We start from the raw sequence: 25,667 nt of genomic DNA, 5'->3' as shown, positions 1-25,667 counted from the left end.
TCATGAAAAAAACATTATTCTCCTTATTAATAGGAGTGGTACTCTCTTGTGCCCAATCGTCAACAAATGCACAGAAATTTGATGAACATCTCCATAAAGAATTTGAAGTATCGAAGACAACCACCAACATTTTAGCCATTTATAATATCAATGGTTTTGTAAAAGTAGAAGGCTATGCTGGCGATAAAGTAGTGATAGAAGTTGATAAAAATATTTCAGCCCGAGATGAGGATGATGTAGAAACTGGTAAGAAAGAATTTCAATTGGCATTTGAACAAAAAGGAGATAGTATTATTGCTTATGTGGCTCAACCGTTTGATTCTCGCCCTAATCGTAATTACGAGCGTAGAAATGACAAACGTGTAGAGTATCATTATAATGTATCGTATAGTGTAAAAGTACCCTATAACATGAACTTACATATTTCGACCATCAACAATGGATATGTGGAGGTAAAAGACGTAGCAGGAGCATTGCATTTACGCAATATCAATGGTGAAATCACTGTAGCCAATGCCAAAGGACAAAGTAATTTGCATACCATTAATGGTAATATCACGATAAACTACGTGAGTAATCCTCCAGAACCATCATCTTATTATACCTTAAACGGTGACATTAGGGTTACCTATCTCAATGACCTTTCGGCAGACTTACAGTTTAAAAGCATGAATGGACATTTCTACACAGATTTTTCTAATACTGAAGTATTACCAACTCAGGTAGTGAAAAACAAAGAAACTAGGGGTGACGGGACGGTTTATAAACTAAACAAAACATCTTCTATCAGAATTGGCTCTGGCGGAAAAGCATACCGTTTTGAAACCATGAACGGAAGCGTATATATCAAAAAACAACAATAAATTATTTAAAATCAAAACATATATCAAGCAGATGAAAACAATAAAAACAGCAGGATTGCTGCTATTATCAATCATTTTGATGAACAGGGCGGTGGCTCAGTCAGAAGCAAAAGACCAGATAACAGTGCCTTTGACCGACCCAACCAAGCCTTATTCGCTGACGGTTAAACTAATCAATGGCTCAATCAAAGTGGCTAGCTACGCAGGTAAAGAAATCGTGATAGAAGCACAAGCGGCAGCTGGCAAAAAAGAAGAAAGTAAAACCAATGCAGAAGGCATGAAGCGCATCGTGGCAGATAATGGATTGGAGCTTACGGCAGAGGAAAACAATAACAAAATAATCGTACATTCTGATTCTTGGAAAAGAGCCGTTAACCTTACCCTAAAAGTACCACAAGGTGGAAATTTTAAACTCCATACCATTAATAATGGAGATATTACGGTAGATAATATTAATGGAGAAATGGAGGTAAACAATGTAAACGGTGCGATAAAGCTTTCTAATATTTCAGGTTCTGTAGTGGCTAATACGGTGAATGGTAATATCATCACAAGTTTCAAATCGGTGGATGCTAAAGCACCTATGGCATTTACAACCTTGAACGGAAATGTGGACATTACTTTTCCTGCTACGATTAAAACGAATGTTAAGTTGAAATCAGATAGAGGAGAAATCTTAAGCGATTTTGATATTGACATCGACAAAACTCAGCCTAAGACAAATACAGCCAGCGAAAAAGGGATGTATAAAATTAAAATTGAAGACTGGATTTATGGGAAAATCAATGGTGGTGGCCCCGAAATCATGATGAAGAATATGCACGGTAATATCTATTTAAGGAAAGCCAAATAAACCTATTTTAACTTATTTATAAAGAATCTGTAGGTTTAAGATTTATTTTAAACTTACAGATTTTCACCTCACCCCCAACCCCTCTCCTTCAGAGAGGGGCTTTGAATCCAATAGTCTGCTCCCCTTCTCTGAAGGAGAAGGGGCTGGGGGATGAGGTAACCTATTGACCTATTTACTCGTAATTAATTCTGATAAAATTGCAACAAAGTAGTAAAACCTCTTGTCCTTGTGTCAAATAAAAACCTCAATAAACAACCTAATTACAATGAAAAAAACGCTGTTGCTGATGCTCTTGCTAGGTATCGATAGTATTGGCTTTGCTCAAACCTTTACAATCAATGGAACTGTTAAAAATCAACAAAATGAAGTAGTTCCTTTTGCTACGATTGCCTTGCATCATACCAAAGATTCTTTGCTAGTAAAAGCTGATATTGCCACAGAAGAGGGCGTTTTTAAAATGGCTAATATTGCCAAAGGGCTATATTACCTTCAAATTAATGCGGTAGGATTCAAAAGTTTTAGGTCTTCACCCATTGAAGTAATCAATCAAAACATTGATTTACCGCCTTTTACCTTATTAACCTCTGTCCAACAGTTGGAAGAAGTAAAAGTAGTTGCATCCAAACCTTTGATAGAGGTGAAACAAGACAAAATTGTGTTTAATGTAGAGAGCAGTATTAATGCTACAGGCTCAAATGCACTAGAATTATTACAAAAATCTCCTGGTGTACAAGTTGACAAAGATGAAAACGTTTTGATAAAAGGCAAAGCAGGCGTAAGGATTTATATTGACGGAAGACCATCGCAGATGAGTGGGAAAGACCTTGCCTCAACCCTCAGAAGTATGAATTCCGCTGATATTGAAGCCATCGAAATTATCACGAATCCCTCCGCTAAATATGATGCCGCTGGCGACTTAGGTATTATCAATATCCGCTTGAAGAAGAACCGAAAAATTGGTACTAATGGCAATCTTAGTCTTGGGGCTAATTTTGGTATTACGCCAAAATACAATAGCTCACTGAATATCAATCACCGTGATAAAAAGGTTAACCTTTTTGGTTCTTATAGTTATAACCAAGGAGCTTGGCATAATACCACTTTGGATGACCAAATTCTAAACAATACCATTTATAATAAAACGTGGCATGGCTTATGGAAGGATACTTCGCAAAGTGCTAAAGTGGGCGTTGATTACTACATTGATTCAAAAAATACGATAGGCTTTAGTGCCAACGGAAGAATGAGCGACCACAATGGCGGAGGCGAAAGCCAAACGCTGATTGGCAAAAGGTTTAGCTCAGAGCCAGATTCAGTCGTACTTTATTCACAAACATCTAACCCTGAAAAAAACAAGAACCTCAACTTAAATCTAAATTATCGTTTTGCCGATACTACTGGTCATGAACTAAATATTGATGCAAATTATGGTATTTTTACTTCTAGGGGTATCAATTATCAGCCAAATAGGTATCAGTTTTATTCACCAGAGATTCCTGCTATCGAACGAAACTATGTCAGTAAAACTCCGACAGATATTACGATTAGTTCTTTTAAAATTGATTATGAACAGCCCTTTCAAAAAGGAAAACTGGGGTATGGCGTAAAATTGTCGGATGTGACGTCTGACAATACTTTTGATTTCTTTAATGTCATTAATAATACAGAAGTTAGAGACATTGACCGTAGTAATAGATTTACTTATACCGAAAGAGTATACGCTGGATATATAAATTATAATCTCCAGTTGAATAAAAAGTGGGATTTTCAAATAGGACTGAGGGCTGAGAATACTAAGTCGTTGGGCAATCTTACCAGTTATAAACACAATGATTTGGATAGGGTAGATACCACTTACCTAAACTTTTTTCCAAGCGGTACGCTATCATTTAAGGCATCTGATAACCATTCTTTTAACCTTAATTATAGTCGCAGAATCAATCGTCCAAGTTATCAAAACCTGAACCCATTTGAATACAGGATTGATGAATTGGTGTATTCAAAAGGAAATCCATTCCTTCGTCCTGAGTTAGCCAATAGTTTTAAATTGACGCATGTATATCAATCTAAACTGACAACTTCTTTAGGATATTGGCGAACTAAATTCCCAGTGGTGGGTCTAAGGATTCCTTATGATAGTAGCCGAACCTATTTTATTTCTAGAAACTTAGATTATTCTGAAGGAGTAAGCTTGGATATGAGCATTACGGCTTCTATCACAAAATGGTGGCAAATTTATTTCAATGTGAGTGCCTATCACAATATCTGGAAGGCTAATCTGGAAAATGGATTAGTCATTAATAACAGTACGGCAGCAGTTAATTGCAACGGACAGAATACTTTCAAGATAAAAAACAACTGGACGATAGAATTATCGGGTTGGTATAATTCACCCTACCGAAGAATCGATTACAATTCGGGTATGGGCATGATGGACATAGGTGTGCAAAAGAAGTTTTGGAGTGATAATGCCACTTTCAAGGTTTCTTATAGTGACGTACTAGGTACTGCTCGTGGAGGATACCATTCACGCTATGCAGGGATTGAAACAAATTTAAGGTTCACTTTTGAAGGACAACAATTGAAATTTAGTTTTAATTACCGATTCGGCAATAAGGAAATCAAAGGAGCTAGAAATCGCAACTCAGGTTCTGAGGATGAAATGAATAGGATTAAAGGAGGATGATAAATTGTATCACTTTCTATTAGCGAGTGAGTTAAGTCTTATTGATTGTTTATAATCTTGTAAGTGATTGATAATCAAAAAATTTTATCACTAGGGAGGGACTTAAGTCCCTCCCTAGTGATAAGATTAACCCTAATAAAATTTAGGCAAAGGATTCAATTTCAGATTTTGTCTTTGATGCCAATATGGATAAATTGTTGGTACTTCGCTGGCTTGGTCTAATTTCTTTACTTGGTCTGTTGTCAAATTCCAACCTACAGCCTCAATGTTTTGAAGGAGTTGCGCTTCGTTTCTTGCACCAATAATAATGCTCGATACTGTTGGTCTTTGCAATACCCAGTTGATGGCCACTTGTGCTAGCGTTTTACCAGTTTCTTCTGCTACTTCGTCTAAGGCATCAATGATATTATAAAATACTTCTTCGTTGATTACTGCTTCTGGAATAGGACTTCCGCCTTGCGCTACTCTACTATCTTGTGGCAAAGGTTGGTTTCTACGATATTTGCCGCCTAATCTACCTGCCGCCAAGGGTGACCAAATAATTCCGCCAACTTTTTGGTCTAAGCCCAAAGGCATCAATTCCCATTCGTATTCACGATTGGCCAATGAATAATATACCTGATGTGCTACATATTTATTCCAACCATATTTATCAGCGATAGCTTGAGATTTCATTAAGTGCCAACCCGAAAAATTAGAAGCAGCGATATACCTAATTTTCCCACTTTGAATTAAATCATCCAATGCTCTGAGGGTTTCTTCAATAGGCGTGTTACCATCAAACCCATGCATATGGTAAAGGTCGATATAATCAGTATTGAGGCGTTTTAAACTTCCTTCAACTTGTTTAATCAAACGATAGCGAGATGAACCCTGATTGTTTGGCCCATCGCCAAAAGTAAAAGTAGCTTTTGTGGAAATCAAAGATTTATCTCTTTTACCAGCCAATGCTTTTCCTAAAATCTCTTCTGATAGTCCTTGAGAATAAACATCGGCAGTATCGAAGAAATTGAGTCCTGCTTCTAAACAAATATCTACTAAACGAGTAGCTTCTTCTACCTGAGTACTTCCCCAAGCTTTAAAAAAATCGTTTCCACCACCAAATGTAGCAGTACCAAAACTTAGCACAGGCACTTCTAAGCCTGATGCACCTAACTGTCTGTATTCCATTCTTTATTGATTTTAGAGATTTGTCTTGTGCTACTCTTTAAGGGGTAGCTAATAGTGAAATCCAAAAAATAAAAAGTTGGTTCGTTTTTGGTAAATAAGATGTTAGACTTGAAGACGCTAGACTTAAGACTTGAAGATTTTAGATTTTAAGATGCTGGATTTTGAGATATTAGACTTTGGACTTGAAGACGCTCGATTTTGGGACTTTAGGTGTTAAATTTAAGGTACTAGACTTAATGACTAGGTCCAAAGTCTTAAGTCTAGCGTCTTCAAGTCTAGTGTCTTCAAGTCCAAAATCTTAAATCAAAACAGCTCCCCGAAATATTCAGGAAGCTGTCGCCTATTCACCTAACCACTAAAATAGTTTTTCTTTAATTAGCATACATTGACCAATTGGTAATCAAGCAATTGATTTTATTGTAAACTGTCTTATAATATTTTGAAACGCCACTTTGCGACGTCTGGCAATGTCTATCTTTTGTCCATCTATCATAATCACACATGGCTCGCCTGTAGTACTGAATGCTTTTAAATATCTTAAATTAATCAAGAACGATCTGCTCACTCTTACAAAATCATGAGCCTCAAATAATTCACAAAATTGTTTTAACGTTTTTGAAAAAAGTCTTTTACTACCATTCTTATAATGTACAAAAGTATAATTACCTTCGCCTTGACACATCACAATTTCATCGATAAAGATTTCTGTTTTTCCTCTTTCTAAGAAAATAATTGTTCTTTTTTCACGACCATATCGTTTTGAAGAAAAGAGAAAATTGGTTTGGATTGGTAAGTTCATAGTTGTTTGGTTTACATAATCACCTTGATGAATATTTTTCCATAGTACAAAACAAAAGACTTTGCTTTCAATATTTTAGCGTAAAAACACTTTAATTGCTTAATTGCGTATTTTTACCCTCCGTAAAACCCCTCTTTTTGTGCTACATTTCCTTAGTCGTAAATGCGTTAAAAAATGGTAACAAGAAAATCAGAAAAATTTATGGTTTGAAGACACACGAATAATCCTTAATTTTGCAGGAAAACAAGATTGGTGTTTTTTCACGAATCATATTACAAATACTATGCTTTCAGAACAAGAAGTACTTCGCCGACAAAAGCGCGAAGATTTAATGAAGCTTGGAATCGACCCTTATCCAGCTGAACTATACGAAATCAATGTAACTGCTGAGGATATTCAGCAGAATTATGCGAACAATAAGATTGATTATAAGAATATCTCGATTGCAGGTAGATTAATGTCTTTCCGAATTATGGGGAGTGCATCTTTCGCAGAATTACAAGATGCTACAGGCCGTATTCAATTATATTTCCGCAGAGACGACCTTTGTCCAGATGAAGATAAAACGCTTTATAATACAGTTTTCAAGAAGTTATTAGATATTGGTGATATTATCGGTGTAAAGGGCTATGTGTTTACTACCCAAACAGGAGAAGTTTCTATTCACGTTACCGAATTCAAGATTCTGAATAAATCTTTACGCCCATTACCAGTAGTAAAACGTGATGAAGATGGAAATGTGTTTGATGGTTTAACAGACCCAGAAACGCGTTACCGTCAACGTTATGTTGATTTGATTGTTAATCCAGAAGTAAAAAATATATTTATCAAACGTTCAAGAATTGTAACGACGATGCGTACAATTTTTGATGGAAAAGGTTGGTTAGAGGTTGAAACACCAATTCTTCAACCAATTCACGGTGGGGCTTCTGCTCGCCCGTTCAAAACGCACCACAATTCTTTGGATATTCCTTTATATATGCGAATTGCCAATGAATTGTATTTGAAACGCCTTATTGTAGGTGGTTTTGATGGTGTGTATGAGTTCGGTAAAATGTTCCGTAATGAAGGAATGGACAGAACTCACAATCCTGAGTTTACTTCTTTAGAATTCTATGTAGCCTACAAAGACTACAATTGGATGATGGAAATCACCGAAGAGATTTTCGAGAAAGTAGCTATCGCTACTAACGGACAAACGAAAGTAAAAGTTGGTGAAAACGAAATAGAATTTGCTGGACCATTCACACGTTTGACGATTGCAGGAGCGATTGAAAAATATACAGGTGTTAATGTAGAAGGGATGGACGAAGTAACGCTTCGTAATCACTGTACTTCTTGGGGAATAGAAGTGGATGCTTCGATGGGAACGGGTAAATTGATTGACGAAATTTTCGGCGAGAAAGTAGAAGGCAATTTGATTCAGCCAACGTTTATTATCGACTATCCAGTTGAAATGTCTCCATTGACTAAAAAACACCGTAGTAAACCAGGGTTGGTAGAGCGTTTTGAATTATTTGTCAATGGTAAAGAAATTGCCAATGCTTATTCAGAATTAAATGACCCGATTGATCAGCGTGAACGTTTTGAGGAACAATTGAAACTAGCTGAAAGAGGTGATGACGAAGCAATGGCGATGGATGAAGATTTCCTTCGTTCATTAGAATATGGTATGCCACCAACAGCAGGTATTGGTATTGGTATCGACCGTCTGACGATGTTGATGACTAATCAAACGACTATTCAAGAGGTATTGTTCTTCCCTCAGATGCGTCCAGAGAAGAAAGCTGAACTTTCTACTGATGCAGAATACGAAGCAATCGGTGTACCAACAGCATGGATTCCTGTACTTCAAAAAATGGGCTTTATGACCATCGCAGGACTGAAAGAAGCTAATCCGAACAAAGTATTTAACGATTTAGGCGGAATGCGTAAAAAGTTAAAACTAGATATTTCAATTCCTTCTAAGGACGATGTGCTTAAATGGTTTGAATAAAAAATAGAAAACGGCTACTTCATCGAGGTAGCCGTTTTTGTTTATTTTTCCCCGCTGATTCACGAAGAAAAATATCGCTGATTTTTTAAAGAATTCAAAATCTCCGAAATCAGCTAGTAAAATCTTTCCCCGCTGATTTACGCAGAAAAATATCGCTGATTCCCGCAGATTTATTAAATAATCTCCGAAAATCTGCGGTTTTTTAATCTCCAAAATCTGCGGGTAAAATCTTTCCCCAGATTCACGTAGAAAAATTTCGCTGATTTACTAATAATCTAATAAATGACAATTTATCAACCTTGATTTATATAAATCGGTTATTTTGTCATGTATAAATTGTTTAAAATAAAGAATATAAGACATAATGGCATTAAAATATGGGTGGTACGGGATTTGAAATAAAAGGGATGTCCAGCTATTATAATGAAGGACAAAACATTTTAACATTTAATCAAAAAACATTAAACGTCATAAAACCATGAAACTTGTTAGATTCAATAACCCAGCATTCCAATTTTTTAATGAAGATTTCAACAACATTTTAAAAAACATAGACACCATGTATCCATCAAAACATCAACATAGTTTAGCTTATAATAACATTCCTGCTGTAAATGTTAAAGAAGCAGAAGGCGTATTTCATATTGAAGTAGCGGCTCCGGGTTTGAAAAAAGAAGATTTTAAATTAAGTCTTCACGAAAACCGTTTGACTATCTCAACTAAGAAAGAGCAATCAAATGAAGAAAAAACTGAGCAATACACTCGCCAAGAATTTAATTACACTTCGTTCCAAAGATCATTCAATTTGCCTAAGTCGGTAGATGGAGAAAAAATAGAAGCTACTTATGCAGACGGAATATTGAATATTTCACTTCCTAAAAAAGAAGAATTAAAACCTGCGGTTAAAGAAATAGCAGTAGCTTAATAAATTAGCTTGTGCTAAACTTTTAGCCATGCGCTTCATGATTATTTTTTTCGATTCCTTCTCTGAAAAAAAATGTTAGAGAAGGAATCTTTTTGCCCGAAATACTATATTATTGTTCTGCAAAAAAAACATCATTTAAAGCTGATTCCTTACGAATAAGTATTTTCTTAAAATATGTTAAAAAGCTTTAAAGGAATGCACCTTAAAAAAAGTTTTAGCGTTAAATTAGCAGATGTGAATTAAAGATTAAAAATTTATTCATTCTTGTATTGTTTTGTAAAATTTAACAAAATATCACAAACCATGGAAATTAAAAGTAATGTAAAAAACCTAGCTATAGCCGGAATATTGAGTAGTGCTACTACGCTTGGAGCCTATAAGCTGTTTTTAGAAAAATCATCATCAGACGCCTTATTTACCAATACGCCTTCTGCTTTCACACGAATGGTTTCAAATGCTGGAGCTGTTCCAGCGGGGGCTCCGGGTGAATTTACTTATGCTGCTGAAAAAGCAACACCTGCGGTAGTACACATCAAAACGAAAATGACACGTAACGTTAGCCGTCAAATGATGGATCCGTTTGAAGAATTCTTCGGAGGCTTCGGCGGAGGCGGTCGTCGTCAGCAAGTTGAACCTCAAGAAGCATCAGGTTCGGGGGTAATTATTAGTTCAGACGGTTATATTGTTACTAACAACCACGTAGTACAAGATGCCGACGAAGTATCTGTAATTTTGAATGATAAACGCGAATTAAAAGCTAAAGTTATTAGTACTGACCCAGCTACAGATATTGCGGTAATTCAAGTGAAAAGCTCTAATTTACCATTCTTAACTTTTGGTGATTCAGATGCAATCAGAGTAGGAGAGTGGGTATTGGCTGTAGGTAATCCGTTCAATTTAGAATCGACTGTTACAGCGGGTATTGTTTCAGCAAAAGGACGCCAAAACATTATCGACCGAGGTGGAGATGTTAATCCATTAGAATCATTTATTCAAACAGATGCAGCCGTAAATCCGGGTAACTCTGGTGGTGCTTTGGTAAACTTAAAAGGTGAGCTAATTGGTATCAACACTGCTATTTATAGCCGTACTGGTCAATTTGCAGGATATTCTTTTGCAGTGCCAGTAGGGATTGTTAAAAAAGTAGCGGCTGATTTGATTAAATATGGCAATGTGCAACGTGGTTACTTAGGTATCAACATTACTGAAGTGAATGCCAAATTGGTTGAGGAAAAAGATTTGAAAGTAGGCGACGGTGTGTATGTTGGTGGTTTCCCAACAGCAGGCGGAAGTTCTGCACAAGCTGCTGGATTAAAAGTAAATGATGTAATTGTAAAAATAGATGGCATCGAAACCAAATCAATGTCTAAATTGATGGAATTGGTAGGTCGCAAACGCCCAGGTGAAACAGTAGTAGTTACTGTAAACCGTGATGGAGACCTTAAAGATTTCAATGTTGTGTTGAAAAACAAAGATGGCAATACAAACATTGTGAAAGGTGAAACTGCTGGAAACATTGTAAAAAGCGATTTTCTAGGTGCTAAGCTTGCAAACTTAACTGATAGCGAAAAAGCTAAATTCAAAGTAAGCGGCGGTGCTAAAATCACAGACGTTGATCCAGAAGGTAGATTAGGTTACCAAGGATTAGATAAAGGCTTTATTATCACTAAAATTGATGACAAAGCTGTTACTGATGCAAAAGAAGTAGCGGATGTTTTAGCTAATCGCAAAGGTAAAGTTAGACTTGAAGGTATTGATGTTGACGGTACACGCGTACTAATGATACTTTAATAATTCTTTATATAAGTAGAAGTAAAAACCCTGTAAAGTACTACTTTACAGGGTTTTTTTATGGTTTGTCTTCTAAGGTTTCCAATGCCCCTGCTAATTCTTTTGCCCAGATAGGGTAAGCGTCATATTGTAAATGAATGCCATCTAATGAATATTGTGTTTTTAGTTGATTGTTTTCAGCTAAATACGAATTAGCATCTACAAATACTAATTTATTTTCTTGGCAAAACCTCGCTAATTTATTATTCAGCAGTGTGATTTCTTTGTTAATATCAGACATCGACGTATAAACTACCGCTTGAACAACTATTTTAATTTGCTGTTCTTGAAGGATTTTAATCATTTTTTGGTAGTTCTCAAAAATTCTTTGTTCGGGTACGCCAGCTAGCAAATCGTTTATACCGCCTTCAATTACACAAATTTTTGGTTTAATTTGGGGTACTTGCAATGTTAAGTTTTTTAAAATATGCAAAGTGATTGCCCCACCATAAGCTATGCTGTAAACGTCATTTCTGCCTAAGAGCAACGACCAGTTTTCTTGTGCAATCAAAGAATCACCAATCAATAAAATATTTTTTGATTTCACGGGGAATAAATATCGATAGAGTTTTAGCCTAAATTGGTATGCCAAGATGCCACCCGTAATGATAAATAAGAAATTTAAAAATAATGAAAAAGTTAGTAGTTTTTTCTGCATAATCAATTGGTTTTAATGTCAAAACTATCCGCATCTAAATAAGCAGGGAATTGCTCTCTGAATTCAGCCAAACTTTTTTTATGGAGTACCTGTGTGGTTACAATTTCAATATTTTCTTCATAAAAAAGTTGATTACCTTTAAAATCAATCACTGCCGAATTGCCCGAATATATTAAATCCATTCCGTCTTTGCCTACACGGTTTAGCCCAACTACATAAGCTTGGTTTTCAATAGCACGTGCTTGTAGGAGGGTATCCCACACTTTTGAACGAACTGCTGGCCAATTGGCTACATAGATTAATAAGTCGTACGCTTGATTTACATTCCTAGACCATACTGGGAACCGTAAATCATAACAAATTAGCGGGCAAATTTTCCAGCCTTTCAATTCCACAATTAGCTTTTTTGTACCACCTGTAAAATAATGATGTTCGCCACCCATTCTAAATAAATGACGTTTGTCGTATTGCTCAAAACTACCATCAGGACGCATCCAGATTAATCTATTGAAAAACTGATTGCCATCTTTTACAATAAAACTACCCGTGAGCACGGCATTGCTTTGTGCTGCTTGTTGTTTCATCCATTTTTGCACGAAAAAATTCATGGGCTCTCCAACCTCTTTTACATTCATCGTGAAGCCAGAATTAAACATTTCTGGCAAAATAATAAGGTCAGTAGGCGTATCAATCAGCGCAATTTTTTCTTCTAACATCGCCAAATTAGCAGTGGTGTTTTCCCAATATAAATTCGTTTGAATAAGAGTTATTGAAAGGTCTTGCATAAATATATCTTTATAAAAGAAAAATAGTGGGTGACTATTACCAAAAATAGTGATTTTCTATGGCTCAATCAAATAAAGCAACCAAAGCAAGATACATTAGTCCGAAAAAGTGTTTTCTTTTGTATAGAAAAAAAAAATTTATCAAAACTATGAAAAGAATACTTTCCCTCTCATTATTAACGATTTGCATAGCATTATTGGGCTTCAAAAATATTGAAGAACATCCTACTTTAGAAATTGGCGCTGCTGCTCCTAATTTTAATTTAAAGGGAACTGATGGCAAAATGTATACGCTCAATTCTTTTGCCAAAGCCAAACTTTTAGTTGTAGTATTTACCTGTAATCATTGTCCGACGGCACAATCTTATGAAGAGCGAATCAAAAAGCTAGTGACCGATTACCAAGCCAAAGGAGTGCAAGTAATAGCTATTTCACCCAATGACCCCGTAAGTGTGCGTTTGGACGAAATGGGTTATACTGATTTGGGCGATAGCTACAATGATATGAAAATCAGGGCAAAAGAACACCATTTCAATTTTCCTTATTTGTATGATGGTGATACGGAAGTAGCCTCTAAAAAATATGGACCTGTGGCTACGCCTCATGCCTTTATTTTTGATCAAAAAAGAATATTAAGATACTCGGGAAGAATTGATGATGTTGAGAAACCAACGGGGACGCCTAAAAATCATGATACCAGAAGAGCCCTTGATGAATTATTGGCGGACAAGCCCGTAACGGTGAGTAAAACCAAAACGTTTGGATGTTCGATAAAATGGGGAGGTAAAAGAGAATTAGCAGCTCAAGAAAAAGTAGATTGGGCAAAAGAACCCGTAGCGTTGGAATCAATCGATGAAGCAGGTATCAAGAGTTTATTGAAAAATGATTCGGGCAAATTAAGATTAATCAACGTTTGGGCTACTTGGTGTGGGCCATGTGTGGCAGAATTGCCTGATTTTATGACCATCAATAGAATGTTTAGACAACGAGATTTTGAATTAGTGACTGTCTCGGCAGATAAACCAGACAAAAAAGATAAAGCTTTGGCAACGCTGAAAAGACTACAGGCTTCTAACAAAAATTATATTTTTAATTCAGATGATGCCTACAAGCTGATAGAACTTATTGACCCAAAATGGCAAGGCGCTTTGCCGTATACTTTGCTGATAGAGCCGAATGGAAAGGTAGTGTATCAGAAACAAGGCACGATTAATCCTCAGGAAATGAAGAGAATCATTGTAGATAACCCTTCTGTAGGGAGATATTATTAGGCTGAATTTTATTTAAGTATTATACATGGCGACTAATCTGATGTTAATAAACATGAGGTTAGTCGCTATTTTATTAATAGGTTTTCGTGAAATGTCATGTTATTTGCACGATTGGTCAAGGACGATTTCGATGGATTAAGACAACTTTGTATCATCATTAAACAACCAGAAAACATGCAATCAGAAATCTTAGTTCTAGGGTCAACAGGAAGTATTGGTTATGCTTTTACCGAAAATTTACTTCGCAAAAATATTCCAGTAAGCATCATTGTTCGTGATGTAGCCAAGGCAACAAATCTTTTTAAAGACTTTGACAATCTAGAAATCATCAAAGGTGATGTGCAAGATTTGAATCTTTTAAAACAAGTTTCTGCCGACAAAAAGTATATTTTTCACGGGATTAATTATCCTTATGACCAATGGTTTGGTAATATGGATGTAGTGACTGCCAAGATTATTGAAGCTGCCAGTATCAATCAAGCAATGATTGTTTTTCCTGGGAATATTTACAACTATGGCAAAACCCCATTAATTAAAGAAGATTCTCCTGAGCATCCTTGCACCCGAAAAGGAGCTTTGCGTGTTGAGTTAAAGAAGATGTTGAAAGATGCCGCCCATACTGGGAAATGTAAGGTATTAGATGTGTGTTTGCCAGATTTTTGGGGTCCTAATGTATTGAATGCGGGTATAAAGCCTATTTTTATAAATGCCCTTAAAGGTAACGCTATCTCTTATTCTGTTCGTGTTGATATTCCACATCAGATGGTTTTTACCAAAGATGCTGCCGAAATGATGGTAAGATTAATGCAAAGAGGTGTTCAGCAACCTTATGAAAATTATAATTATGGCGGACAAGCACATCCAACAATCAAAGGTTTTCTTAACCAGATTTCAAGGTCAGCCAATGCTCCAGAAAAGATAACGGTTTATCCCAAATGGTTATTTACAGTATTAGGAATTTTTATGCCAGTAATGAAAGAAGTAAAAGAGATGCTTTACCTTTTTGAAGGAACAGTAATACTGGACGACAGTAAAGTGAGAAGTATTTTTCCAACTTTCAAAGAAACTCCTTTGCAAGAAGCCATTACTCAAACGTTGGATTGGTTTAAGGAGAATGAGCTTGTGAAGTAGCTGTGAGCGGAAAGCCTTGAGCAGTGAGATTTTTTTTAGTTTAACATTTTACCTTTTAAACAAACAGATATTAAATACAAAAAACATTATGAAAACTATATTAAGACTTGAAGAAATGGCTGAATTTGTGTTGGGAATACTAATTTTCAGTCGATTGGAATTTGCTTGGTGGTACTTTCCAGCATTATTGTTAACACCAGATTTAGGAATGTTAGGATACTTAATTAATACTAAAGTTGGTGCTTGGCTATATAATTTTGTTCACCATAAAGCCTTAGGCATTAGTATGTTAGTATTAGGGTTTTACCTACAAAACCAAGTCATTTTATTAGTGGGAACAATTCTATTTGCACACTCATCCTTTGATAGAATGATGGGTTATGGCTTAAAATATGAAGATAGTTTTGGGAATACGCATTTGGGAAAGATAGGGAAATAGGTGTCAGCTTTGAGCTATAAGCTATGAGAAATGAGCTTTTAAGAAGGGAACGCTTAATAAAACTCCAAGGAATGAGTCAAAAGTAAAAGAATAGGTAATTTGTGAGCCGTCGACCTTCACGGTTTTAAATGATAATCACTAAATCACTCATTCACTAACTCACTAATTGACTCACGCTACCATTTTAGGGTTTTTACGATACACGTTTGGAGTATAACCAGTCCATTTTTTGAAGGAACGAAAGAAAACACTTGGTTCAGAATAACCTAATAAATAAGCAATGTCTGTCGTGCTTAAATGTGTTTCTTGTAGATGTTGAACAGCCAAGTTTTTACGGATATCATCAAGGAGTTGCTGAAAAGTGACTCCTTCTTCCTTGAGTTTCATTTGTAGTGAACGTAACCCAATGCCGAGATTCCTAGAAATATTAAATAACGATGGCTCTTCCCCTTTTAGTCCGTCCAAAATCTCTTTCTTAACCTTTTCTTTGATAGAATTATCTTGTTTAAGGCTACTCAGAATACTTTGCGCGTGCTTATCAAACAAAGGAAAAAGATTTGGATTGGCATTTAGAATAGGATAGTCTAAGTACTTTTTATCAAAAACGATTCCTGTAATATCACTTTCAAAGAGTACCTGCTCAGTCTTAAAAATGCGTTGGTACTCACTTAAATGAGATGAATATGCAGGATAATTAAAATGCACTGCATGAAGGGGTAGTGCTCTACCAAGCATACCTTTTACGGCTTCATTATAAATAGATAATTCAGATTCAAAAGCATATTGTGGATAAAGCATATCCTCGCTTAACTGTGTTAAAGTTACATAAGCCAAATCGTCTTTTATATAAAACTCAGTTTTTGAACCATCACAAACGATATCTTGATATTGGCAAAGTTTTTCTAAGGCTTTGCCTAGAGTAGGGCAGTGCATCATTACGTAAGCTAAAATCCCTACTGCAACAGTATTGATAGATTCACCTATATGCAATGCTAAATGTTCATCACCCGTCATTTCCACGGCCTCTTTCCATAATTCCTGCACTTTTCTGATAGGTAAACGAGCGTCAGGGTCTTGAAGCATATCGGCTGTTAATCCTACTTTTTCGCACAGCACACTGTATTCAGCACCTCTCTGTTGGGCTGAATAGAGAATTAAGTTGAAAGAAGAAACAGAAAGTGTGTTGGACATATTGTTAAGCTGTGATTAGTGAGCTTTGAGCTGTGAGCAATGAGCTATGAGATTTAATTTTTTAGCATAAAAAAGCTCACAGCTCAATGCTCGTTGCTTATAGCTCGCTCATATGAGCAATGAGATTTTTTAGCCTAAAAAAAGCTCACAGCTCACTGCTCAAAGCTAATTTCTTACTTCAAATAACGCCAATCTTCGTTGCCAGTCAGAGCCAATAGAGATTCGTAAATCAAATTAATTACTGCTTGCACATCGTCTTTCGCAACGGTTTCAACGGTTGTGTGCATGTATTTTAATGGTAAAGAAATCAACGCAGAAGCTACTCCCTCAGTTGCATAAGCAAATGAATCAGTATCCGTACCAGTAGAACGAGAAACTGCTTGACGCTGGATTTTAATTTCTTTAGATTCAGCTACGTCAATAATAAAATCACGTAGGTTATTTTGTACAGCAGGACCATAACAAATTACAGGGCCAGCACCACATTTTAAATCACCTTGTTCTTTTTTGTTATACATCGGCGACTGGGTATCGTGGGTAACGTCTGTAACAATTGCTACGTCTGGCTTCAAACGTCTTACAATCATTTCAGCACCACGTAAACCGATTTCTTCTTGTACAGCATTTACCACATATAATGTAAAAGGAAGTTCAACTTTATTTTCCTTTAACATGCGTGCTACCTCTGCAATCATAAAGCCACCAATGCGGTTATCCAACGCACGACCAACGTAATAACGATTGTTCAATTCAGTTAAACCATCTTCAAAAGTTACCACCGTTCCAACATGAACGCCCATTTCTTCCACTTCCTTTTTGTTGGCAGCACCCAAATCAATAAAAATATCATTTACAGTTGGAGCTTTGTCTTTTGCCAAATCACGCACGTGAATAGCAGGATAGCCAAATACGCCTTTTACAACACCTTTTTTAGTGTGTAAATTACAACGCATAGACGGAGCAATCACGGCATCAGAACCACCATTTCTTCTTACAAAAATATAACCATTATCGTCGATATAGTTTACAAACCAAGATATTTCGTCAGCGTGCGCTTCGATAACTACTTTATAAGATTTTGCCAACGAAGCAGTGTTTGGTTTAATCACGCCAACGGCTGTACCATACACATCAATGATAGTTTCGTCGATATAAGGTTTGATATAGTCTAACCAAATTTGTTGTCCCGATGCTTCAAAACCAGTTGGCGAAGCATTGTTAAGGTATTCGTAGAGAAATGTTTTTGCGTTTTCAGTCATAATTAAAGTATTGATATATTTCTAAATGTCATTTTTACAAAAATACAAAACCCCAAAGGTTTTTAAAGCCTTTGGGGATAAAAATCAATTTTTAGTTAAATATCCTGCAAAAAAGAAGCTCAAAGCTCATAACTCAAAGCTCACAGCTACAAAGGAATATTCCCATGCTTCTTCCTTGGTAAATTAGCTACTTTATTCTCCAGCATTTTAAAAGCGCGTATTAATTTCTGACGCGTTTCTGAAGGCTGAATTACTTCATCAATATAGCCACGATGTGCCGCTCTATACGGATTAGCGAACTTCTCGGTATATTCCTCTACTTTTTCTTGTAGTTTCTCCACAGGATTTTCTGCTTCTGATATTTCTCTTTTAAAGATAATCTCCGCCGCACCTTTAGCCCCCATCACTGCAATTTCGGCTGTTGGCCAAGCATAGTTCATATCAGCGCCAATGTGTTTGGAGTTCATTACATCATAAGCGCCTCCATAGGCTTTGCGGGTAATTACCGTAATTCTTGGTACAGTGGCTTCACAGAAAGCATACAATAGTTTTGCTCCATGAGAGATGATGCCGCCCCATTCTTGGTTAGTGCCAGGCATAAACCCAGGGACATCTTCTAACACCAATAATGGAATATTGAAGCAATCGCAAAAACGAACAAATCTGGCAGCTTTCTGACTTGCCTGAATGTCTAATACGCCCGCCATCACGATAGGTTGATTGGCTACGATACCAATACTTCTACCTGCCAGACGAGCAAAGCCAACGACAATATTTTCAGCATAGTTTTTATGTACTTCAAAGAATGAGTCGGTATCAGTAATATGCTCAATTACTTCCTTGATATCATAAGGCTGATGAGGGTTCTCTGGAATAATGCTATCCAAGCCTTTTCGTTCTTCATTGCCTATTTCATAGGGTAGGGAAGGCGCTTTATCTTCGCAGTTCTGAGGAACATACGATAATATTTTTTTGATGTTATTGATACAGACCACTTCGTTGGCACAAGAAAAATGTGTCACGCCCGATTTGGTAGAATGCGTGGAAGCTCCGCCTAATTCCTCTGAAGTAATCACCTCGTGGGTAACAGTCCTTACCACATTTGGGCCTGTTACAAACATATATGAAGTGTTTTCAACCATTAAAATAAAGTCGGTTATCGCTGGAGAATATACCGCCCCACCTGCACATGGCCCCATGATGGCCGAAATCTGTGGAATTACGCCCGAAGCCAAGGTGTTTTTATAAAAAATATCCGCATACCCTGCCAATGAAGTAACGCCTTCTTGAATCCTAGCGCCACCAGAATCATTCAGACCAATAATAGGAGCACCATTTTTCATGGCTAAATCCATAATCTTGCAGATTTTTTCCGCATGTGTTTCGGATAGTGCTCCGCCAAAGATGGTAAAGTCTTGGGCAAATACATAGACCAAACGCCCATTTACGGTACCATAGCCCGTAATTACGCCATCTCCCAAGTAATATTCTTTATCTAACCCAAAATCTTTACAGCGATGCATCACGAATTTGCCAATCTCTTCAAAACTACCTTCATCCAATAGCAACATTACCCTTTCGCGTGCTGTCAGCTTTCCTTTTTTGTGTTGAACCTCAATTCGTTTTTCACCTCCACCCAATAAAGCTTCAGTATTTTTCTTTGCTAATTCATCAAATTTCACTTGATTGCCCCCTGTATTCATTTTGAATGATTTTGTTCTATTGTTTTATTAGAATTCTTATCAAAGATATACTTTCAAATAGCAATTACCTGCAAAAACAATATAGTTTCTTGATTTTGTATAATTTTATTTTTTTTGTGTATTTTAATGAAAACTCTAGCGATATTCTGATAAATTACACAATAATAAATATAAATAAATAGTCTTATACTAGATTGAATGCTTATCTTGGTTCGTTTTTATCAAAATTGTTTTATATCACTCAATATAAGGTTGTAGTTTGGTTAAACAATATTATGATTAAAGGACAAAAAATATTAAATGAAGCATGAATAAAAATTACATTTGGAAATTTTTCATACTATTTTTTCTACAAATTGCCCGACAAGGTTTTTCTCAGATTGGAGGTAATCAAAGCTTCAGCTTTTTGAATATTCCCAGCAATCCTGTCACGTTAGCTTTGGGTGGAATAAACGTTTCGCATACCAATAAAGATATAAATGTACTTTTCCAAAATCCTGCTCTTTTAGATACCACTTTGCATAATCTTTTAGCTGTAAATTATATTCCTTATTTTGCAGGCATCAATTATACCACGGCTGCTTATGGTCGAAGTTTCAAGAAAAACATTGTTGCTTTAGGTGTTCAGTCGGTTAATTATGGCAATTTTCAATTAACAGATGCTGCTGGAAATATTCTTGGACAATTTACCGCTAATGATGTAGCACTTACGTTATCCAGTGCTAGGACGCAAGGCAATATTACCTTTGGGGGAAGTATAAAATATGTGTCATCAGTCGTAGAAAGTTATTCAGCGGTAGCTTTATTGTTAGATTTTGGTGCTATATTTAAGCATCCTACCCAAGCATTGACGCTTGGGATAAGTGCAAAAAATATGGGAGCATTATTAAAAGCCTATACTCCGTTTGATAATAGCAATTTACCTTTTGATGTACAAGCAGGTATTAGTTTTAAACCTAAATATATGCCAGTCCGTTTTTCATTTACGGCTCATCACTTATATCAATACGATATTGCATATTTAGATAAAACCATTATCAAAAAAGACTTTAATGGTAATATCATTGAGAATAAAGTAGGTTTAGCAGATAAAATAGCAAGGCATTTTGTAGTTGGCACAGAAATTTTGTTTAATAAAAATTTTCATGCTTTAATTGGTTATAATCATTTAAGGGCTGCCGAGTTGAGTCAACAGAATATCAGTGGCTTTTCTGGGTTCTCCTTTGGTTTTTTAATACACACCAAACTCTTGGATTTTTCCTATGGGTATTCAGGCTATAATACCGCAGGAAATTTGAATAGTTTTGGTTTAGTTTGTGACTTAAACAGAATAATAAAATAAAAATTCACCGACCCACGCGTTGGTTAAATCCCCAATTCGTGGAAAGTTTAAAAGATGGCAAATTTAGAATCATTAACTCCTAAACAAATTGTCGCAGAACTCGACAAATACATCATTGGGCAAAAAGATGCCAAGAAAAATGTAGCAATTGCACTTCGAAATCGCTGGAGACGGATGAATGCTCCAATAGAAATGCAAAAAGAAATTACACCCAATAATATCTTAATGATTGGCTCGACTGGTGTTGGGAAAACTGAGATAGCACGTAGATTAGCAAAGTTGGCCGACGCTCCGTTTACAAAAGTTGAGGCGTCAAAGTTTACAGAAGTAGGGTATGTAGGGCGTGATGTAGAATCAATGGTCAGAGATTTAGTTGAGTCGTCTATTCATCTAGTACAATCAGCTAAAAAAGAAGAAGTAAAAGATAAAGCCTCTGAAATCGTTGAAGAGATTATTGTGGAAGCATTAGTGCCATCAATGGGCAAAACAGGTAAAAAGAAAAAGCAAGAAAAGGTAGGTTTTGATAGTAACGAAGTCCCTGAAAGCGACGAAGAATTGAACCAAAGAACCAGAGAGCTATTCCGTGAAAAGCTAAGAAGAGGAGAACTAGAAAACCGTAAGATTGATATTGCCGTCCGCAGTGTAAATACGCCCAACATTGGGGTGATGGGTGGACCAATTGATGAAATGTCGATGATGAATATTTCTGAAATGATTGGAGGAATGTTACCCAAAAAAGAGAAAAAGCGTAAGATGACTATCGCTGATGCGCGCAAGGTACTTTTGGAAGAAGAATCAGCAAAACTGATTGATATGGATGAAGTAAAGGAGGAGGCTATCAGAAAAGCTGAGAACTTAGGGATTATCTTCATTGATGAAATAGATAAAATAGCATCGTCGAGAAGTGGCGGAGGTGGTCCCGACGTAAGTCGTGAAGGTGTACAAAGAGATATGTTGCCTATCGTTGAAGGTTCTACGGTGAATACTAAGTATGGTGTCATTAATACTGACCACGTGCTGTTTATCGCAGCAGGGGCTTTTCATGTTTCAAAGCCGAGTGATTTGATTCCTGAGTTACAAGGTAGATTTCCTATCAGGGTAGAATTGCAAAGTTTAAAAGAAGAAGACTTTTATAGGATACTAAAAGAACCTAAAAGTGCTTTGACGAAGCAGTACATTTCTTTATTACAATCAGAGGGAGTAGAATTATCTTTTGATGATGAAGCCTTAGCAGAGATAGCCAGAATAGCTTTTGCCGTAAATTCAGAAGTTGAAAATATCGGAGCAAGGCGTTTACAAACGGTAATGTCTCATTTATTAAACGATATTATGTTTGATATACCAGATGTGATAGTTCCTAATGAAAAAATAGTGATTGGCAAAGAACTAGTGTTGGAACGCTTGGGAGGAATGGTAAAAAACAGAGATTTGAGCCAATATATTTTGTAAAATATCAATGTTTAATTCATAAAAAAGAGCTTCTTGAAAATTTCAAGAAGCTCTTTTTGGTACAATACCTTTAGAAAATTGGGGCTAATTACTTACCTCTTTCGTTATAAACTTTTTGTAATTTGATAGCGACAATAGTAGAAGCACCCATAAGTGCAATAAAGAAAGCCCAAGTTAATAATGTTCCAGACATTTTTATATGATTTTGAAGGTTCAAATATTCGATTTTTTCTTGCTTACAAAGGTAACTAAGAATTACCAAATATAGATTATTCGTGATTAATTCTTTGTTTAATTTAGCTACCAAACACGTAAAATAAGGTTTACAATACGCCTTTTGTTGAAGGGAGAATATCTAAATCTTTGATTTCACGTTTCGTTGCCATTTTGATAGCCTTTGCAAAAGCCTTAAAAATAGCTTCTATTTTATGATGTTCATTATCAGCTTCGGCTTTGATGTTCAAATTACATTTGGCCGTATCTGTAAACGATTTAAAGAAATGGAAGAACATTTCTGTAGGCACTTCCCCGATTTTCTCACGCGAGAATTTAGCATCCCAAACCATCCAGTTTCTTCCTGAGAAGTCAATCGCAGCATGTACTAAGGCTTCGTCCATCGGTAATAAATAAAAACCGTAGCGGGTAATTCCTTTCTTATCACCCAATGCTTTTAAATAAGCCTCACCCAAAGCTAAAGCCGTATCTTCAATCGTATGGTGTTCATCGATATGTAAATCGCCATTTACTTTGATGGTCAAATCTGCACCCGAATGTCTCGCCAATTGGTCTAACATGTGGTCGAAAAAGCCTAAACCTGTATCAATGTTTGATTTACCTTTTCCATCTAAATTGACAGTTACCCAAATTTGCGTTTCTTTTGTAATACGTTCTATGCTACCAATACGTTCTGGTAAGCGTAGGAACTGATAAATTTCGTCCCAATCTTTTGACGTCAGTGCAACAGCATCATTTAATACTTTATCCTCAGGCTCATTATCACCTAAGTAAATTGCTTTAGCTCCTAAATTAATAGCTAATTGAACATCAGTGAGTCTGTCACCTAAAACGAAAGAATTTTTTAAATCATAAACGGTTTCATCAAAATATTTTTGCAACATTCCCGTTCTTGGCTTACGTGTCGGCGCATTTTCATGTTCAAAGGTATGGTCGATGTGAACATCAGCGAAATGAATATTTTCATTACTCAACGTTTCCATCATTTTGTTGTGTGCAGGCCAAAAGGTATTTTCTGGAAAAGAGTCTGTTCCTAAACCGTCCTGATTTGTTACCATTACCAATTCAAAATCTGCCTCTTCGGCTATTTTGCGAAGGTTAGAAATTGCTTTGGGAAGAAACGCTAATTTTTCTAGAGAATCTACTTGGAAATCTGTTGGAGGTTCAACGATAATAGTACCATCACGGTCAATAAACAATATTTTTTTCATAAAATATAATATGATTCCAAAATCATGAATTTGAAATGGGAATCACAAAATTAGTACGACAATCCTAGAGTTTTATCACTTTTTTCAAATTTGCTTGATGTTTATTGTTTTAGATGTCTGATTTTTGTGAGAAAATCTATTTTTAAGCAAAAGCAGTGAATTTTAGGGAGGAAATAAATTGTAAAAATTGAGAGGGAATTCTTAGGAAAGATTTGCCATTGAAAACATTTTGAGTGTTTTTTAAATAATAAGGTTGTAATTTTGAATCGACATTAAAAGAATTATAAAAATAAGAGTATGAATTTATTTGGAGAACTTAAAGAGCTGTTTGCAGGAGATATTCCATTAAAAATTGCTAACATAACAGGGGAAACTGAGGCGAAAGTAAAAGTGGCTATTGATGGACTAATCCCTACATTAATTGGAGGTTTGATGAAGAGAGTCTCTAATGAAGCAGGTGCTACTACTTTAATGAATGTTATTCAACGTGGTAAACACGATGGAAGTATTAATGATAGATTAGATGACTATTTAAGAGATAAAGAAAGTTTTGCCCCACTTTTTGAACAGGGTAGTAGTGTAATCAGTTTACTTTTACCTGATAAAAAAAGCTCTGTCGCTACCTTGATTTCACAATATGCTAGCATCAGAAATTCATCTGCTACGTTGATAATGGCTGGGGTTGCACCGATTATTGTGGGTAAATTAGGGAAGTTGGTCATTAGCCAAGGGCTAGATAAAATACATTTAGCTAATTATTTATTAGAACAAAAGGCTTATTTGATAGATGAAACACCAGAGGCTCTTCAACCTAAAATGATTGATACTTTGGGTATTGCAGTTTTCATGAGTCAGGAGATAAAACCAATACAGTTTGCTCCGGCGGCGCCTATTAAATCCGTTTCTGTGAATAATCCTGTGGCTGCCAAACCAATGGCAGAACAAAAAGTAACCTATTCAGGAAAAAACTATGAAAGTGAAGCGTCAGAATCAATGAAAATTCCTAAATGGTTTTTGCCTTCAATATTAATAGTAGCAGTAATTGCTGGATTAGGATATTTTGCTTTTACTTACGACTGGAAAAGCCTTAGTAGTTCATCTACTGCTATAACCGATTCGTCTGATATGGAAGAAGTAACAGGTGCTGTCATTGACACTAATAGTCTATCAAAAGATACCACCGTTGCTAAAGTAGATACGGCTAATACCATTAACGAAACAAAAACAATCGGAGTGAATTTGCCAAATGGTCAAAAAGTAGATTTGACAGATGGTTCTTTTACCTACAATTTTGCTAGATACTTATCTGACTCTGTTGCAGCTCCCAATAGAATTTTTACTTTTGATCATATCGGCTTTGAAGGTAATACTGCAGCCCTAACAGCAGGTTCTGACAAAACTGTTAATGATTTAGCCAAAATTATCTTGGCTTATCCACGTGTACAAATTAAGCTAACAGCTTTTACAGATAATACGGGTGATTCTCTCCAAAATATAAGATTAACAGCCAGACGTGCAGTAGCTATTAGAAATATTTTGATTGGTAATGGTATCAAAGATACTAGAATTGATTTTGTAGGAAGAGGCTCAAGAAATCCTATTGCAAGCAATGCGACCGAAGAGGGTAAAGCTAAAAATAGAAGAATAGAATTGAAAGTAGTGAAGAAATAATCATTAAAACATGTGTCATCCCGAATTTTGGGTAAAAGTTGTCCATAATATATTGTGAATGGCTATTCTTAATCTGTAAATCGGTATCGAAGCATTTCGGTACCGATTTCCTGTTCTATGACACCATTGTTTTAATACTAATTGTATCCAATTTCCCCAGTTGTTAATTAAGTACATCAAAAAGTCATAGATAAGTGCTAC

General features: G+C 36.0%; 20 protein-coding genes and 1 pseudogene. 12 read left to right on the top strand and 9 right to left on the bottom strand.

The window, feature by feature from the left end; all coding sequences use genetic code 11:
- Positions 1-2 precede the first annotated feature (2 nt).
- The 3 genes from J2Y60_RS14660 to J2Y60_RS14650 all read left to right on the top strand — a co-directional run bounded on the left by J2Y60_RS14660 (position 3) and on the right by J2Y60_RS14650 (position 4,402).
- Positions 3-863 carry a hypothetical protein gene (locus J2Y60_RS14660; RefSeq protein WP_309919635.1) on the top strand — a complete coding sequence of 287 codons (861 nt, stop codon included), beginning with the start codon at positions 3-5 and terminating at the stop codon, positions 861-863.
- 31 nt (positions 864-894) lie between these two features.
- A complete protein-coding gene (locus J2Y60_RS14655; RefSeq protein WP_309919637.1) occupies positions 895-1,716 on the top strand; it encodes a DUF4097 family beta strand repeat-containing protein in 822 nt (273 codons plus the stop codon).
- Between the two features lie 265 nt (positions 1,717-1,981).
- Positions 1,982-4,402, top strand: a complete 2,421-nt coding sequence (locus J2Y60_RS14650; RefSeq protein ID WP_309919641.1) for a TonB-dependent receptor domain-containing protein — start codon at positions 1,982-1,984, stop codon at positions 4,400-4,402.
- 132 nt (positions 4,403-4,534) lie between these two features.
- Here the strand turns inward: J2Y60_RS14650 and J2Y60_RS14645 are convergent, their stop codons facing one another.
- Complete coding sequence (locus J2Y60_RS14645) at positions 4,535-5,572, bottom strand: aldo/keto reductase (RefSeq protein ID WP_309919644.1); 1,038 nt, start codon at positions 5,570-5,572, stop codon at positions 4,535-4,537.
- A 400-nt stretch (positions 5,573-5,972) separates the two neighbouring features.
- Entirely contained in the window at positions 5,973-6,371 is a 399-nt protein-coding gene (locus J2Y60_RS14640) for a LytTR family DNA-binding domain-containing protein (protein WP_309919646.1), read from the bottom strand.
- 283 nt (positions 6,372-6,654) lie between these two features.
- On the opposite strand from J2Y60_RS14640, the gene lysS reads away from it, so the two are divergent.
- The 3 genes from lysS (at position 6,655) to J2Y60_RS14625 (ending at position 11,083) form a co-directional block, all read left to right on the top strand.
- On the top strand, positions 6,655-8,367 hold the full coding sequence (lysS, locus tag J2Y60_RS14635) for a lysine--tRNA ligase (RefSeq protein WP_309919648.1): 1,713 nt from the start codon (positions 6,655-6,657) through the stop codon (positions 8,365-8,367).
- 478 nt (positions 8,368-8,845) lie between these two features.
- Positions 8,846-9,292, top strand: a complete 447-nt coding sequence (locus tag J2Y60_RS14630) for an Hsp20/alpha crystallin family protein (protein WP_309919651.1) — start codon at positions 8,846-8,848, stop codon at positions 9,290-9,292.
- A 303-nt stretch (positions 9,293-9,595) separates the two neighbouring features.
- On the top strand, positions 9,596-11,083 hold the full coding sequence (locus tag J2Y60_RS14625; protein WP_309919654.1) for a Do family serine endopeptidase: 1,488 nt from the start codon (positions 9,596-9,598) through the stop codon (positions 11,081-11,083).
- Positions 11,084-11,141: 58 nt separating this feature from the next.
- On the opposite strand, the gene J2Y60_RS14620 is transcribed toward J2Y60_RS14625, so the two are convergent.
- A complete protein-coding gene (locus tag J2Y60_RS14620; RefSeq protein WP_309919659.1) occupies positions 11,142-11,780 on the bottom strand; it encodes a GDSL-type esterase/lipase family protein in 639 nt (212 codons plus the stop codon).
- A gap of 2 nt (positions 11,781-11,782) precedes the next feature.
- Positions 11,783-12,565, bottom strand: coding sequence for an amidohydrolase (locus tag J2Y60_RS14615; RefSeq protein WP_309919662.1), 783 nt, complete (start codon positions 12,563-12,565; stop codon positions 11,783-11,785).
- A gap of 149 nt (positions 12,566-12,714) precedes the next feature.
- Here J2Y60_RS14615 and J2Y60_RS14610 point away from each other — a divergent pair, with 149 nt between their 5' ends.
- The 3 genes from J2Y60_RS14610 to J2Y60_RS14600 all read left to right on the top strand — a co-directional run bounded on the left by J2Y60_RS14610 (position 12,715) and on the right by J2Y60_RS14600 (position 15,406).
- Positions 12,715-13,836, top strand: coding sequence for a redoxin domain-containing protein (locus J2Y60_RS14610; protein ID WP_309919665.1), 1,122 nt, complete (start codon positions 12,715-12,717; stop codon positions 13,834-13,836).
- Positions 13,837-14,010: 174 nt separating this feature from the next.
- Positions 14,011-14,967 carry an NAD-dependent epimerase/dehydratase family protein gene (locus tag J2Y60_RS14605; protein ID WP_309919668.1) on the top strand — a complete coding sequence of 319 codons (957 nt, stop codon included), beginning with the start codon at positions 14,011-14,013 and terminating at the stop codon, positions 14,965-14,967.
- Positions 14,968-15,055: 88 nt separating this feature from the next.
- Positions 15,056-15,406, top strand: a complete 351-nt coding sequence (locus J2Y60_RS14600; protein ID WP_309919673.1) for a DUF4260 domain-containing protein — start codon at positions 15,056-15,058, stop codon at positions 15,404-15,406.
- Between the two features lie 171 nt (positions 15,407-15,577).
- Here J2Y60_RS14600 and J2Y60_RS14595 read toward each other — a convergent pair whose 3' ends face one another.
- The 3 genes from J2Y60_RS14595 to J2Y60_RS14585 form a co-directional block, all read right to left on the bottom strand.
- A complete protein-coding gene (locus J2Y60_RS14595) occupies positions 15,578-16,597 on the bottom strand; it encodes an AraC family transcriptional regulator (protein WP_309919676.1) in 1,020 nt (339 codons plus the stop codon).
- A gap of 173 nt (positions 16,598-16,770) precedes the next feature.
- The gene (locus J2Y60_RS14590; RefSeq protein ID WP_309919680.1) at positions 16,771-17,856 is read right to left on the bottom strand and encodes a M42 family metallopeptidase; all 1,086 of its coding nucleotides are present in this window, start codon (positions 17,854-17,856) and stop codon (positions 16,771-16,773) included.
- A 146-nt stretch (positions 17,857-18,002) separates the two neighbouring features.
- Positions 18,003-19,559: an acyl-CoA carboxylase subunit beta gene (locus tag J2Y60_RS14585; RefSeq protein WP_309919683.1), complete on the bottom strand. Its 1,557-nt coding sequence runs from the start codon at positions 19,557-19,559 to the stop codon at positions 18,003-18,005.
- Positions 19,560-19,866: 307 nt separating this feature from the next.
- Between J2Y60_RS14585 and porQ the strand changes: the two genes are divergently transcribed.
- Positions 19,867-20,901 carry a type IX secretion system protein PorQ gene (gene porQ, locus J2Y60_RS14580; RefSeq protein WP_309919687.1) on the top strand — a complete coding sequence of 345 codons (1,035 nt, stop codon included), beginning with the start codon at positions 19,867-19,869 and terminating at the stop codon, positions 20,899-20,901.
- A gap of 54 nt (positions 20,902-20,955) precedes the next feature.
- Entirely contained in the window at positions 20,956-22,350 is a 1,395-nt protein-coding gene (hslU, locus tag J2Y60_RS14575; RefSeq protein ID WP_309919690.1) for an ATP-dependent protease ATPase subunit HslU, read from the top strand.
- 323 nt (positions 22,351-22,673) lie between these two features.
- Here hslU and hisB read toward each other — a convergent pair whose 3' ends face one another.
- Positions 22,674-23,795 carry a bifunctional histidinol-phosphatase/imidazoleglycerol-phosphate dehydratase HisB gene (hisB, locus tag J2Y60_RS14570; protein ID WP_309919693.1) on the bottom strand — a complete coding sequence of 374 codons (1,122 nt, stop codon included), beginning with the start codon at positions 23,793-23,795 and terminating at the stop codon, positions 22,674-22,676.
- A 297-nt stretch (positions 23,796-24,092) separates the two neighbouring features.
- Between hisB and J2Y60_RS14565 the strand changes: the two genes are divergently transcribed.
- A complete protein-coding gene (locus J2Y60_RS14565) occupies positions 24,093-25,466 on the top strand; it encodes an OmpA family protein (protein ID WP_309919695.1) in 1,374 nt (457 codons plus the stop codon).
- Between the two features lie 15 nt (positions 25,467-25,481).
- On the opposite strand, the pseudogene J2Y60_RS14560 reads toward J2Y60_RS14565, so the two are convergent.
- Positions 25,482-25,667 (bottom strand): annotated as a pseudogene (locus J2Y60_RS14560) (hypothetical protein); the annotation flags it as partial.

This window comes from Arcicella sp. BE140 (assembly GCF_031456255.1).
In the GTDB taxonomy this organism is placed as follows: Bacteria; Bacteroidota; Bacteroidia; order Cytophagales; family Spirosomataceae; genus Arcicella; species Arcicella aquatica.
Note: the sequence above shows the minus strand (reverse complement) of the source record. Positions and strands in the feature narration are given on the sequence as shown.